Origin of the sequence: Sphingobium sp. LMA1-1-1.1 (assembly GCF_040676365.1) — a bacterium.
Classification (GTDB): Bacteria; Pseudomonadota; Alphaproteobacteria; order Sphingomonadales; family Sphingomonadaceae; genus Sphingobium.
This window is the reverse complement of sequence record NZ_JBEGHS010000023.1, coordinates 132,001-145,468: the sequence shown is the minus strand read 5'-3', so window position 1 is coordinate 145,468 and position 13,468 is coordinate 132,001. Positions and strand designations below refer to the sequence as shown.

The 13,468-nt window shown below is 60.6% G+C and carries 13 protein-coding genes; 4 read left to right on the top strand and 9 right to left on the bottom strand.

Annotated features, from left to right (window positions below; translation table 11 throughout):
• Positions 1–60: 60 nt before the first annotated feature.
• Positions 61–1,269 (bottom strand): acyl-CoA dehydrogenase family protein, encoded by a 1,209-nt coding sequence (locus tag MRBLMA1_RS12180; RefSeq protein ID WP_363737112.1) that lies wholly within the window; start codon positions 1,267–1,269, stop codon positions 61–63.
• A gap of 418 nt (positions 1,270–1,687) precedes the next feature.
• Between MRBLMA1_RS12180 and MRBLMA1_RS12175 the strand changes: the two genes are divergently transcribed.
• The gene (locus MRBLMA1_RS12175) at positions 1,688–3,013 is read left to right on the top strand and encodes a helix-turn-helix domain-containing protein (RefSeq protein WP_363737111.1); all 1,326 of its coding nucleotides are present in this window, start codon (positions 1,688–1,690) and stop codon (positions 3,011–3,013) included.
• Between the two features lie 45 nt (positions 3,014–3,058).
• A complete protein-coding gene (locus tag MRBLMA1_RS12170) occupies positions 3,059–3,433 on the top strand; it encodes a hypothetical protein (protein WP_363737110.1) in 375 nt (124 codons plus the stop codon).
• A 104-nt stretch (positions 3,434–3,537) separates the two neighbouring features.
• On the opposite strand, the gene MRBLMA1_RS12165 is transcribed toward MRBLMA1_RS12170, so the two are convergent.
• The 7 genes from MRBLMA1_RS12165 to MRBLMA1_RS12135 form a co-directional block, all read right to left on the bottom strand.
• Entirely contained in the window at positions 3,538–4,116 is a 579-nt protein-coding gene (locus MRBLMA1_RS12165; RefSeq protein ID WP_363737109.1) for a cytochrome b, read from the bottom strand.
• Positions 4,117–4,144: 28 nt separating this feature from the next.
• On the bottom strand, positions 4,145–4,945 hold the full coding sequence (locus tag MRBLMA1_RS12160; protein ID WP_363737108.1) for an SDR family NAD(P)-dependent oxidoreductase: 801 nt from the start codon (positions 4,943–4,945) through the stop codon (positions 4,145–4,147).
• Positions 4,942–6,498, bottom strand: coding sequence for an acetolactate synthase large subunit (locus MRBLMA1_RS12155; protein ID WP_363737107.1), 1,557 nt, complete (start codon positions 6,496–6,498; stop codon positions 4,942–4,944). Before MRBLMA1_RS12155 ends, MRBLMA1_RS12160 begins: the two co-directional genes overlap by 4 nt.
• Before the next feature lie 73 nt (positions 6,499–6,571).
• Positions 6,572–7,459 (bottom strand): alpha/beta fold hydrolase, encoded by an 888-nt coding sequence (locus tag MRBLMA1_RS12150; RefSeq protein WP_363737106.1) that lies wholly within the window; start codon positions 7,457–7,459, stop codon positions 6,572–6,574.
• A gap of 29 nt (positions 7,460–7,488) precedes the next feature.
• Positions 7,489–8,097: an amino acid synthesis family protein gene (locus MRBLMA1_RS12145; RefSeq protein ID WP_363737105.1), complete on the bottom strand. Its 609-nt coding sequence runs from the start codon at positions 8,095–8,097 to the stop codon at positions 7,489–7,491.
• 128 nt (positions 8,098–8,225) lie between these two features.
• On the bottom strand, positions 8,226–8,708 hold the full coding sequence (locus MRBLMA1_RS12140) for a VOC family protein (RefSeq protein ID WP_133654979.1): 483 nt from the start codon (positions 8,706–8,708) through the stop codon (positions 8,226–8,228).
• A gap of 34 nt (positions 8,709–8,742) precedes the next feature.
• Positions 8,743–10,260: an aldehyde dehydrogenase family protein gene (locus tag MRBLMA1_RS12135; RefSeq protein WP_363737104.1), complete on the bottom strand. Its 1,518-nt coding sequence runs from the start codon at positions 10,258–10,260 to the stop codon at positions 8,743–8,745.
• 168 nt (positions 10,261–10,428) lie between these two features.
• On the opposite strand from MRBLMA1_RS12135, the gene MRBLMA1_RS12130 reads away from it, so the two are divergent.
• Positions 10,429–11,220 (top strand): 2-keto-4-pentenoate hydratase, encoded by a 792-nt coding sequence (locus MRBLMA1_RS12130; RefSeq protein ID WP_363737103.1) that lies wholly within the window; start codon positions 10,429–10,431, stop codon positions 11,218–11,220.
• Positions 11,217–12,020 (top strand): SDR family NAD(P)-dependent oxidoreductase, encoded by an 804-nt coding sequence (locus MRBLMA1_RS12125; RefSeq protein WP_133654976.1) that lies wholly within the window; start codon positions 11,217–11,219, stop codon positions 12,018–12,020. Before MRBLMA1_RS12130 ends, MRBLMA1_RS12125 begins: the two co-directional genes overlap by 4 nt.
• 224 nt (positions 12,021–12,244) lie before the next feature.
• On the opposite strand, the gene MRBLMA1_RS12120 is transcribed toward MRBLMA1_RS12125, so the two are convergent.
• A complete protein-coding gene (locus MRBLMA1_RS12120) occupies positions 12,245–13,375 on the bottom strand; it encodes an MFS transporter (protein ID WP_363737102.1) in 1,131 nt (376 codons plus the stop codon).
• Positions 13,376–13,468: the final 93 nt, after the last annotated feature.

Below are 13,468 nucleotides of genomic sequence, written 5' to 3'. Positions count from 1 at the left end.
GATATTACCTCGAATCTTGGGATTGCGCGCCTTTCTCATGCCGAAGGCAGGCGGCGATCGTCAGACATCCTCGCAATCATTGGGAAAGCCGAAATAGACGGCTGCGAGATTGCGGGCATAGGGGAGCGGATTATTCATCGCATGCGCACGCGCGCAGTGAATATCAAGGAAGGCACGCTGCATGGCATTGCCCCTGTAGATTGCCTTGCCTCCGCTAAACTGCATCAGCTTGTCGACTTCCGTGACGCAACGGCTCACGGTCATCGTCGTCGATACGGCCAGTTCGGCGCGCCGTTCGATCGGCCAGTCATTATTTTCAGCGCGGCGTGTCAACTCGTTCAGATCCCGATCGAGGACGAGTTCGAGCTCGTCGAGCGTACGCTGGGCCTCCACCACGGCTTGCTGGATCGAGGGGTCGTTCGCCAGTCGCAAGCCAGTATAGGTCGCACGTTTTGCGCGGGTATTGTCGATGAATACTTCCACTGCACGCTTGAGAGCGCCCAATGAGGTGATCGCGACGGTCCGGTTGAACAGCTGCGCGAACGGGATTTTGTACAGGGGCGCGGGATGTGCGACATGGCCGGGACAATCGAGCATGAACATGGAATGTTCGCTGATCGCGCGATACTCGGGCACAAAGACGTCCTCGACGACGATGTCGTTGCTGCCGGTCGCGCGAAGGCCCATCACGTCCCAGTTTTCGACGATGCGGTAATCGGGACGTGGAACGAGGAAATGAAGCGCTTCGGGCTTTTCGCCTTCGCCTGCCGGCGCCATGCCGCCCAGTATCACCCACTTGCAATGGGCTGATCCACTGGAGAAGGCCCAATGCCCACTGAGGCGAAAGCCGCCCTCGACGCGCATCACCTTACCCGCCGGCATCTGCGACGAGCTGAGGCGGACCGATTTATCTTCCCCCCAGACATCCTGTGCTGCCCGCTCGTCGAACAAGGCCAGTTGCCAATTATGGACGGCGACAACGCCATAGACCCAGGCGCTGCTCATGCAGCCCTCTGCGAGGATGCGCGCCACATCGCAGTAGATTTTGGGCGACAATTCATAACCGCCATAGCGGGCGGGCTGGAGAATCTTGAAAAAGCCGGCCTGCTCGAAATCCTCGATGGTTTCAGGAGGAACTTGGCCGCCGGCATTTGCGGCGGCTTCGCGCTCGCGAAGGACCGGAACGAGGTTCCGGGCGCGTTCGCGCAGTAGATTGGCAAGATCGTCGCTCGCTTCGTTCCGCGACGGCTGCAATGCAGCGTGGCCCATGGCAATCCTCTTTAGCTGATATGTTTCGATCGTAATTGAAAAATAGCAACGCTATGTCGATATTATGCCATACTGTTTACGAAATGCAATACTGTTGCGCGTCGCTGCCTGGGCGGCAAAGGGAGTTTGCGGTAAACGTCCCCAACATCGCGACCATCTCAGGGCTGGCACCCGCCGAAATGCCCATCTGCAATTGCATTCCCCTCACTCCGCAGCAGGAAAGTTTACAATCTTAGATATTTCCCTCATATTGTTACCGCAAAGGCGCGATGGGGTTGGTGCGCGGATGAAACCGGGGAGGGCGTGATCACCGTGGATTTCGACCTGGAGGGTTCAAATTCCAAGCCGAGCCAAAGCTTTCTGGAGATTGGTGTGTCGGAAAAGGGTACCAAGCGGCTCAGAAACCTGGGTAGCATGCGTGGCGTCTGAAACCGGCAAGGAATTCGAAGCGCTTTGCAACGAGGCGGCGCTTGTCAGGCCCAAAATCACCTCGGCTCGATCAGATACGATGGTCAAGCTGTTCGATTATCTGCTTGAACGCACGATGGCGGGACAAGCGCCAAAAGAGATGGAGATCTTCCATGCCGTTTTCGCGAAGCGCACGCCCGAGGACGGCGGGCAGGATTCGACCGTCCGGGTCTACATGCACAGGCTGCGCGGCAAGCTGGACGATGTTTACGCTGACCGTCCGGGCGCGCGCCTCATCATCCCAAAGGGTGAATATCGCATCCTGCTGAGCGATCCCGCGGAGTTAAACCCACCCCGTCCGCCAGCGATGGCATGGCGGGTGGTTCACGCCATCCGGGAGCATCGACGCCTGCTCTGTATCATTGCTCTCGCGTTCCTGCTCAATATTGCGCTCTGGGTCTGGAAGGACCATCGCGATCGACAATCTGCCCCATTGGCGGACAGTTTTCTCTGGCGTCCGTTCGCAGAAAATGACGCCACTAATCTGGTGGTGGCGGGCGATCATTACCTGATCGGCGAACAGGTGCGTGGGCGAGTAACCCATCTTGTGCGCGACTTCTCGATCAATTCCAAGGAAGATCTTGAAATATATCTGATGAGTCATCCCGAGGACTTCGGGCGCTACACCGACGTCAATCTCAATTACATGCCGATCAGCGTTGCTTCCGCTTTGAACGACATCATTCCGGCGGTGAAGAATGCCGATCGGGCCAAGCCTCGGTCCAGCGTCATCGCCATGTCCCATTTGAATCCCGATCTCATGCGAAAATCGAACGTCATCTATGTCGGGCTTCTCAGTGGTCTGGGGATATTGCGCGATCCGCTGTTCGAGGCGTCCGGCTTCGAAGTCGGGGCGACCTATGATGAGCTGATCGATCGGGCCACAGGCAAGCACTATATTGCCAATTGGGGTCCGTTCGATGGAGAGACCAAACCACAGATCGATATCGGCTATATGGCGAGCCTGCCTGGGCCCTCGGGCAATGCCATCCTCGTCATCGCGGGGACCCGCGATGCGGCGGTCATGCAGATGGCTGAGGTCAGTGCGGATCCGGGGCAGCTGGAGGTACTGCAAAAGCGCTTGGGAGGGCAGGGGCCCTTCGAAGCGCTGTTCCGGGTGCGTTCGATCGGCAACATGAACGTCGACAGCGCATTGCTGCTCGCCCGTCGCCTGACGGCCACAAATGTTTGGACCCGTCAATTTCCAGGCCAGCAGTTCCCCGATTCAGACCCCCAGACGGCTTCGCTCGCGGAGCGCCGCAGAGGGGCAGACTGATCTCTTGCAACGCCCGACGAGGCATTTCTCAGGGAAGGTCGACCGATGCTCCATTATACACTCGACCCGGCTACGCGGCGGCTTCACTTGCGCTACAAAGGTTTCTGGTCCGTAGCGGAGGCTCTGCAAGCGCAAGCAATTTTCGAAGAGGCGCTTGACCGTGCGATGGCTGCCGGGAGCTCCTTTACGCTGCTGGACGATCTTTCGGAATGGGGTGCGCAATCCCAGGAAGTCGTCGAACTGAACAAGCGTTTCGTCGATCTGTGTATCGGCAGGCCGATCAGCCGCAATGCGATGGTCATCCCTCAGGCGCTTTTGCGCATGCAAGTGCACCGTACTCTGAAGCAAATGGAAAATTGCGTCATTTTCTCGGCATTCCACGAAGCGGATAGCTGGTTGAGGGAGGTCGAGCCGCAATGACGGTGCCCCTCAGTAGCCCATGCTTCATTGCCGTGTGACATTGCGGCCGGTTTAGGGCCGCGATCATGCCCAGGTTCAGAAGGCTGGGCCATCGTTTCTCCGGTTCAAAGCATGCGGTGCAGCACATCGCCCGCACGCGTGCGATCGAAGAAGCGGTGTTTTATGGCGCCGGCGACATGGAGTGCAATCAATCCCAGCAAGCTATAGGCCAACACCTTGTGAAGCCATTGGAAGACGGCGAACCAATTGTCATTCTTCGGGAGCAATTCGGGAAGGTTGGTACCGAAGAAAAAGACGCCATCGCTCATCGTATAGGTGCTCGACATGGCATAGCCCATCACGGGCACGAGCACGAGAAGCACATATATGGCACGATGCACGAACTTGGCAAGAAACCGCTCACCGCGCGTGAGTGCCTCTGGCGGTTCGGGCAAATCAGGCGTCCGGGCGCGTATGATGAGCTGGACGACAACGACGAGAAAGGCAAGCAGTCCGAATGATTTATGCCAAGGATAGAAGATGCCATATTTGGCGGGGACTTCATCCGCAAGGGACGTCATGGTCCACCCCACGATGATAAGGCCCAGGATCAGCACGGCGCGCGCCCAATGAAGTAGCCGGAGGGAGGGGGGGTAACGATCGACCACGCTTTCGCCAGTCCTGGGCTGCTCCGTCTCTTCCATCTCTTGTCTTCCTGTTTTCTGGACCCCGTTAAAGATAAATGCCGCGCGAAAAACCCCCGTCGATGGCGATCGATTCGCCCGTAATGGAAGCGCCGGCGGGGGAGGCCAGGAAGGCTACGACATCGCCGATCTCCTCGGCATCGATGACGCGCCGCAGCGGAATGCGCGAGATGAAGTCCTCTGCGACATCCTCTACCGTGCATTGGCCGTCATGGGCCAGTTCTTCGAAGAGCTCGTCAAGATGGGGTGTCCGGACGATGCCGGGGTGAAGCGCGTTGACCGTGATGCCCTTGGGTCCCAAGGCATCGGAAAGGGCCTTGGTCATATGCGTAACCGCGACGTTGCGCATCCCGCTCAACGTATCCGAATTACGGCCGGTCAGACCGCCGATATTGACGATCCGTCCCGCCTGCTGGCTGGTCATGGCGGGCGTCACGGCGCGGGTGTAGCGCAGATAGCCGCAGACCTTGGTATTGAGGTCATCGAGAATGGCATCGACCTCGATCCGTGCGACATCGCCCGAAACGCTCGATGTACTGGCGGCGCAGTTGACCAGCAGGTCGATACGACCGAAACGCTCGAGGACGGATGCGATCAGGTGGTCGACGGAGTTCTGATCAGTCGCGTCGGAATGCAGGGCCTCGATCACACCCTGGCTATTCTTCCTGAGCCGGCTGGCGGCGTCTTCCAGCCTTTGCATGTCGCGGGCCGTGATGACGACGGCAAATGTCTTGCGCGCTAGAACCGCGGCAATCGCATAGCCCATGCCGCCGCTGCCCCCTGTTATGAGGGCGACGGGGACATCGGTATCCCGTTGCAGGTGGCTCATGGCAGTTCGGCCTGAATGAGGAGGGGACCGTCATGCGAAAAACCCCGCTTCAATGCTGCGGCGAATTCCTGCGAGTTGGTCGCCCGGATCGCTGCCACGCCATAGCCTTGCGCCAGCGCCGTCCAGTCTGTCTTGGGATTATCGAGGCGCGTGAGCGTCTCGATCGCGGGCAGGCTAAGGTCGGCATCGGCCCGCTTCAGTTCGGTCTGCAGGATCCCGTAGCGGTGATTGGCGGCCATGACGATGATGATGGGGAGGTTCTCGCGAGCCATCGTCCAGAGAGACTGCAACGTATATTGGGCGCTTCCGTCGGATTGCAGGGAGACGATTCGTGCGCCAGGCGCACCCAGCGAGGCACCTACCGCGCAGGGAAGCCCCTGGCCGATCGCACCGCCCGTGTTCGTCATCACGCGATGGCGCGCCGCACGGTAGGATTCGCGCAGGAACGGGCCGCCCAGCGTCGATCCTTCAAGGGAAATGATAGCGCCTTCGGGCAACTGCACGATCAGTTCTTCGACAATTTCGTCTGGCGTGAGGTCGTTGCTGCGGATTCGAGCGGAAGGCGGAGGGCTGGAAGGGGAAGACGAGCGCTCCTTCAGACGCTCGTAAAGCAGTTCCAGCGCGGTGGCGCCGCACTCATTGTCCTCGGCAAGGATCACCAGCTTCTCATCGCTGACGAGCTGGCTCGGTTGTCCCTCATAGCCGAAATAGCTGACCGGCGTCTTCGCGCCGACCAGGACGATCGTTGCATCGCCGAGCTGGGCGATCACATCCTGGGGAAAATAGGCGAGACGTTCGAGGCGGGGCAGATCGCCGCCGAGATCAACGATGCGCGGATAAGATTCCATGAGCAGCCGTGCGCCGATCTTGTCGGCCACGCGCCCTGCGGCCCGGATCGCGCCTTCGTGCAGAGCGCCGCTACCGCCCAAAAGGAAAATGACATCCGCGTCAGCCGGGATGGCCTTTGCCCGGTCGGCGATCTCGTCGGGTGACGGAATGCGATACTGTTCCCTGGCCGCGAGCGCAGGCGATCTGTTGGCAGCGGCCGGTGCGTCCATGATGTCGGTGGGTACGATGAGCGTGACGATGCTGCCCGGCGCACTCATCGCCAGCGCGACGGCATGGGTCACGTCGGCGCTGAGGGTCGCGACATCGGCCAGGCGGATGACCGCCTGGGACACCGGCCTGGCAAGGGATTCGATATCCGAGGTGAGCGGCGCGTCATACGGCAAATGCCACGTCGCGTGGTCGCCGATCAGGTTGATGATCGAAGAACGGGCGCGGCGCGCATTGTGGAGGTTTGCAATCCCGTTTGCAAAGCCCGGCCCAAGATGGAGAAGCGTGAGGGCGGTTTTGCCCGATACACGGGAATAGCCGTCAGCCGCGCCGGTGCAGACGCCTTCGAACAGGCCCAGCACCGGCCGGATTTCGGGAACACTGTCCAGCGCGTCGACGAGCGTCAGCTCGGTCGTGCCGGGATTGGCAAAGCAGATTTCCACGCCGAGATCGCGCGCCGTTTCAAGCAGCAGATGCGCACCATTTGTTGCGGCCACAATTTCCTCCAACTTCTCATTTCGCCTGGAAAATTTTCAGATTACCGCATGGCGATTCACGCGGCACCAAATGTCACGGTCGCAGCGTCGCGGATAGAAAGCGCCTTACGTGCCGAACGAAGGCAGCGGGCGCATCATCATGGACATAGTGGCTTGCGCCTGCGACGGTCAGCGACTGGATATACGCGTTTCGGCGCTGCATTTCCGTTACAGCCTCCATCGCGCAGAAGTCCGAACGCTCTCCGCGAATGATCAATGTCGGCGTGTCGATACGCTCGATCACCGGCCAGAGATCTACGACGCGCAGGGGATCAGGATGGAGGCGCGTCTCGCTGATCCCTTTTGCATCATATTGCCAGGCGATCCTGCCATCGGGGGCTTCCCGCAGACTCTCTGCAAGGCGCTGCTCAAGGGCTTCGGTGGAGACGGTCGGCCGTGCCGAGCGCCAATAAGCCCGAGCGGCGTCCCAATTCTCGAAATCAGACGGTAGTGCAGCCATTTCGGCCTTGATCCGTTCAGCCCCTTCGCCCTGGATGGAGGCGCCAGGCGCAATGTCCTCGATGATGAGTGCGAACAGGCGGTCGGGGTGCTTGGCCGCATAGACATATGCCGTGGTCCCCCCCATCGAATGGCCTAGAAGTGCGAAGCGCTGGAGACCGAGCGTTTCCACCACTGCCTCAAGGTCGTCCAGATAAGCATCGGTATAATAGTTTCGGCCCGGGTCCCAATCGCTTTCGCCCCGACCTCGCTGATCGATGGCGATGAGGCGATAATCCTCGGCCAGATGTTCGGCGAGACCGCGCCAGGTCCCCGAAAAGCCTCGCAATCCGTGCAGGAGCACGAGGGCAGGGGCGTCCTTGGCGCCCCATTCCCGGACGCGAAGCTTGATGCCGTTCCCCTCGTGAAAGGCGACACGCTCGCCTGGAAGGGGCTGCGGTGCGACTGGCGCGGTCTCTCGCATGGTTTTATTCCATCACCTGATGAGGGGAATCAGCGAAGGCCGTCCTTGCCGACGGCCTCAGCCGAAGTGAGGCCACCCAGGCGCGGGTGCAGACGGCCTCTTGTGGCGACTGCCATCGCGATGACGACTTCATCGGGGCTCGGCGCATCGCCGAAGCTGACAGAGAAGGTATCATAGTGCGAGCGCACATACAGCGCATCCTTGTGGGCGAGCGGAATGTCGATTTCGGTACCCGGACCGCCGCGCTTTCCGGTGGAGGGTACCCACGCCTCTGCGCCGCCCACGGCTTCGCGGACGGGATTGGCGAAGTTCGTCGTCAGGAATGCATTGCCATGTTCATATTCGCCATTGGCACCGACAATGGCGGCCTTGCCATAGCTTTCGACCTTTCGGCCGGCGAGGCGCTCCTGGATGCGGCGGCCGAATTCGATGCCCAGATGCTCGGATGCGGCGATCACCTCGTCGAAGGAATTGGTGAACTTTCCTGCATGGGGATTGGCGATGGCGGCGGCGACCACGATCTTGACCACCGGTTCGCCATCGGCCAGCCGGCCAGTTTCGATGGCCAGCGTTTCTTCCTCATAGGTGAACCATTTGCGGATGTGCAGGCCGTTGAAATTGCTCGGGCGCTCGGACATGGTAACGATGATTCCTTCCTGTTGTGATCGATGATATTGTCGCGCGGACATGGACGTGGGCGCCTGTATCGCTGCGATAGGCTTGCCTCTCGGCCTCGGCGAAGGAGGGCGACGGCGCGCGGCGGGGGTTAGTCGTAGAGCGGAGAAAGCTCGAACGGATCGGCTTGGCCTTCATTCCGGCCCAGTTCCTCGATCGCCGCGCCACCTGCAGGGTCGACGACCTGGGCAACGACTTCGAGCATATGTCCATCGGGATCATGGAAATATATGCCCACCGATACTCCATGGTTCAGAATTTCATGAATTCGCACCTTCTTTTCGATGAAGGTGGCATAGACCCGGCGAAGATCCTCCAGGCTATGCTGACTATCGAGCTCCAGAGCCACATGCTCGAATTCCAGCCCCTTGGTGGCGCCGGGAGGAGCGGGGAAAAGTGCGATGTCATGATCATGAACCCCGAAGGTGAGGAATATGCCGCCTTCATAGGGACCGCCGTTGATGCGGGTGACAACCTCCATACCGAGCACGTCCTTGTACCAGGCAGCGGAGGCCTCCGGATCTTTCACATAGAGGACGAGGTGCGCGATGCGCCGGATTTTAGGAGTGAACATGAGAGCTTCCTTCTGTGTCTCCATGGACTTCGTCTCAGGTCAGGTTGACCCAGACGCTCTTGGTTTCGCTGTAGAGTTCCATCGCCTGCCGGCCATGTTCGCGGCCCCAGCCTGACTGCTTGAAGCCGCCGAACGGCGTTGCAGGATCGACGAGATTGAAGCAGTTAATCCACACCGAGCCGGCCTTCACGGCACCGGCGATGCGGTGAGCGCTCTTGATATCATTGGTCCAGATACCGGCAGAAAGACCGAAGTCCGAATTATTGGCTTCAGCGATCAACTGATCCGCGTCCTTCCACGACAAGGCGCTCAGAACCGGTCCGAATATCTCTTCACGCACCACGCGCATACCCGCCTGCGCATCGCCCAGGATGGTGGGCTCGAAGAAATAGCCATTATCCAGCCCGGATGGACGGGCACCGCCTGTCAGCACGCGCGCGCCTTCGTTCACGCCGATCTCGACATAGCCGCTGACCTGGTTCCACTGTTCCTCGGAGATCAGCGGACCGAAATTGACGTCTTCGTCCAGGCCATTGCCGATCTTGAGTGAGCGTGCATGGCCGGCGATCGCTTCCACGAGCTCGTCATAGACAGCCTCATGAGCATAGAGGCGCGAACCGGCCGTGCAGGTCTGCCCCTGGTTGAAGAAAATGCCTTGCGCGATCGACGCCGCCGCCGCGCTCAGATCGGCATCTGGCAGGACGATCTGGGGCGATTTGCCGCCCAGTTCCAGGGAGACCTTCTTGAGATTGCCCGTGGAGGCCCGCACTATAGCCTTGCCCACCTCGGTTGAGCCGGTGAAAGCGACCTTGTCGACTCCGGGATGTTCGACCAGCGCCGCGCCCGCGTCACCAAAACCGGTCACGACGTTGATGATGCCCGCCGGAAAGCCTGCTTCGAGCGCCAGTTCGGCAAGACGCAGCGCCGTGAGCGGCGTCTGCTCCGCAGGCTTGAGCACGACGGCGCAGCCGGCCGCCACCGCCGGTGCAATCTTCCAGGCCGCCATCGACATGGGATAATTCCACGGCACGATCAATGCGGCCACGCCAACCGGTTCACGCGTCGTGTAGTTAAGGATCTGAAGGCCGCCCCGCGGTGAAACGGGGAGAGTCTCTCCGCCGAACTTCGAGGGCCAGCCCGCGAAGTAACGGAAGGTCTTGATCGAGCCTTCGATTTCAACAAGCCGCGTCAGGCTCGCGGGCTTGCCATTGTCCAGGCATTCGAGGACCGCCAGCTCATGGGCGTCCCGCTCGATCAGGTCGGCGAGACGATAAAGTAGCATCGAACGGTCCATGGCGCTCATCCGGCGCCATGCCGGATCCTCGAACGCGCGCCGCGCCGCCTTGACCGCCAGATCGACGTCTTCCGGTCCGGCATGGGCGACTTGGCACAGTTCCTCGCCGGTAGCCGGGTTGGTCGTTGCAAACGTACGGCCGGACAGGGCGTCCACATGCTTGCCGCCGATAAGAAGCTGGCGAGGGGCCTTGCTCAGCGACTCGCTGAGTCGCGCTGCAACCACGCGGGGTGTTTGAATGGAGGAAAGTGCCGTCATCCTGATGCTCCAACCGGGGCCCGTGGGGAGGGCCCTCCTGTTCGTGTTGATGCAATACCTACATCATCTTGTTTAACTGAACAATAGATAGTTTTTGAGCATGAATGTTGCATTGAATAGACAATGGAGGCATGTAGGCGGCCTGGGAACACTGAACTGGAGTGCATTGTGGAAACCGCATCGCGCGATGTTGTGCAGAGACTGGTCAAGGCCCGTCTGGGCGAGGGATTGGCAGCGCGACCCGTCGCCCCCTTCTCTTTGGACGAAGCTTATGCAATCCAGTCTGAAACCCTTGCGGCGCTGGGCGAGTCCCTGGGGGGCTACAAGGTCGGTTTGACGACCTCTGCGGCGCAGCATGCAATGGGGACGAGCGAGCCCATCGCCGGTGGACTGCGGAGCCGCGATTTCATGCAATCGCCTGTTCGGATCGATTCCGTCTCCTATCAGCGCTTCGCCGAAGCCGAGCTCATAGTCGAGATCGGCGAGGATTTTCCCGTCGGCTCTGCCCCCCTGTCCGAGAGCGATATCGCACGACGCATTTCCGGTCTGTTCGCGGGTATTGAGCTTTGCGCGTCGCGCTACGACGATGACGATGTAACAGTCGCGCAGCTCGTCGCCGACAACAGCAATGCCGAACTGCTCATCGTGGGATCCCGTCTTGCCTCGGGCTGGGACGAGCGCTTTTCCGATATTCCTGTGAATCTATATTGCAAGGGTCGCGATCCGGTTCGTGGTTCGACCGCGGCGGTGCTGGGCAATCCGCTTCGCTCCGTCACCTGGCTCGCCAACTGGCTTGCTCGCCGCGGCCAGCGCCTGACCCGTGGGCAATTGGTGGCGAGCGGCAGTGCCACCGGCATTACCGATCTTGAATCCGAAGAAGAAATCCTGGCCGACTTTGGCGGCCTTGGATCTGTATCCGTGATCATCGCGCGCGCGCCATTGAAAGGGAGAGACGAATGAGCATCGATCTTGGTTTGTCAGGCAAGGTTGCCATCATCACCGGCGGCAGTGTCGGCATCGGCAAGGAGACCGCCCGCAAGTTGGCGCGAGCGGGCGTCAAGGTGGTGATTGCCGCCCGCACAAAGGCCGCGCTGGACGCGGCGGCCGGAGAACTTCGGGCTGATACGGGGGGCGAGATCGCGGCGATCGCGGTCGATACGACCGACAAGGGGTCGGTCCAGGCGGCCGTCGACGAGACCGTGCGTCTCTTTGGCGGCTTGCATATCCTTGTCAATTGCGCCGCCGCGCCCGGCGGCCTGGTGCGCAATGCCATCGAGGAAGCCGATGAAGATGCCCTGCTTCTTGACCTGAACACGAAGCTGATGGGGTATTTCCGGATGTGCAAGGCGAGCGTTCCGCACATGCGCAAGGCCCAGTGGGGACGCATTATCAATGTCGGCGGCCTTACAGCGCGCTGTACGGAAGCGCTAAGTGGCATGCGTAACACCGCGCTCGTGCATTTCACCAAGACGCTATCGGACGAAGTCGGCCAAGATGGTATAACGGCCAATATCATCCATCCCGGCGTCACGCGCACCGAGCACGTCGAAAGCTGGTTCCGCGAGATGGCCGATGAGGAAGGCACGACCTTTGAAGCGATCGTCGAGCGGGAGGCAGCCGGGCCTGCCGCATTGCGCCGCATGCTCGAGGTGGAGGAAGTTGCCGATCCGATCGTGTTCCTGGCGTCGCAGCTCGCCAGTGGCATCACCGGCGAATCCATTGCCGTGGATGGCGGCCTGTCTCGCGCTGTTTTCCTCTGAGCGGCTCTCCGGCGGATCGTCTTCGATCCGCCGATCCCCCAGGCGCAAAGCAGGCGCGCCTTTGGTCATATGCTGATCCCTGGCAATGCTCCTTCCGCCTGACCCTAATGGTTTGCGGCGCTCAGGCGGATCGGGGTCTTGGCAGGCAGACGTAGCGCGCGGTTCCACATCGGAATGTTCAACCGGCAGTAATAATCCCGCCAAGGCGGGTAGCTGTTTAAAGGTCAGCTTGTACGAATAGCGCTGACCACCAGAAGAAGGCTGGCCCCGAGCACGGCGCAGCTTCCCCACACGGCGAGGGAAAAGTTCCCTGAACCCAGCGTCGCGGCAACGGCTGCCGGGCCAAAGCCCATCCCGAACGTCTGGATCGATCCCATGGCGCAGACTATGCGGCCGCGCGGGTCGGCATCGGAGCAGACGCCTGAAAGAAGCGGTTGGGCATAGTTCCAGGCAAAGAGCAGCAGCACCATGGCAATGATGAAAATGTGCGGCGTCAGCCTGCCGTCCAGCAGCCGGAAGCTGATGATGGAAACGACGCCGCTCACAAGAAGGGGTCCTATCCGGCCAAGGCGTCGGGGCGTTAAACCCGCCAGAGCCGCCCCACCCATGCCTGCAAAGGTTCCGTAAGAGAGACCGCGCGCGATCTGGTGGGCGTCAAGGCCGCTGGCCTGACCGATGCGTTCCGCATAGCTCCACATCGCGCTGATTGCGCCGAAATAGAAGAACACGCCGATCAGCGCCAGGAAAGCGAGGCGCCGGTTACAAAGCGCCGTGGCTCTGGGGTCGTCGGCAGCGACACGGCCGTGCGGAAACCAGAACAGGCCGCCTAGGGTAAGCACGCCAAGCGCGCCATTCGCAAGGAACAAGGTTCGGGTGCCAACGCTTTCCTGCCAACTTGGCAGGTAAAGCAGGGCAATTGCTCCGGCGAGCGCGCCGGTGACGAGATAGATGGAAAAGGCACGATCAGGATTTTCGGCGCGACCGAACGCCGCGAAAGCAAAACCCACGGCAATGCCTTCTCCAGCGCCCGCGATCGTTCGCGTCAATGTAATCGCTGCATAGCCGGCGCTGAACGCGGTCGCGACATTGCCGGCGATGATGAAGGTAAGGCCGACCGCGACACACAGCCGCCAGTCCCAGCGCGGAAGCAGGAAGGTGCTGAGGCCGATTGTGACGGCCATCGCATTGATTTCCCAGGCAGCGACATATCCAAGCTGCTGATCGCTGAGCGCGCCCTGCACGGCCACGACCGCAAGGAGGCCCGGCGTGATCAGGATGGTCCAGGCACCAACGATTCCGATCAGGACACTCGCGGCAAGGCCTCCAGCACTTAGGCAGTGCACTGAAGTGCGCACGCTGGCTGATTCCGCCGAGCTCATTTTCATATGTCTTCGAGCCTCTCCAGAAACGATGTCCGAATACAGGAAAGGGTGAGCGGCTGAGGTGCC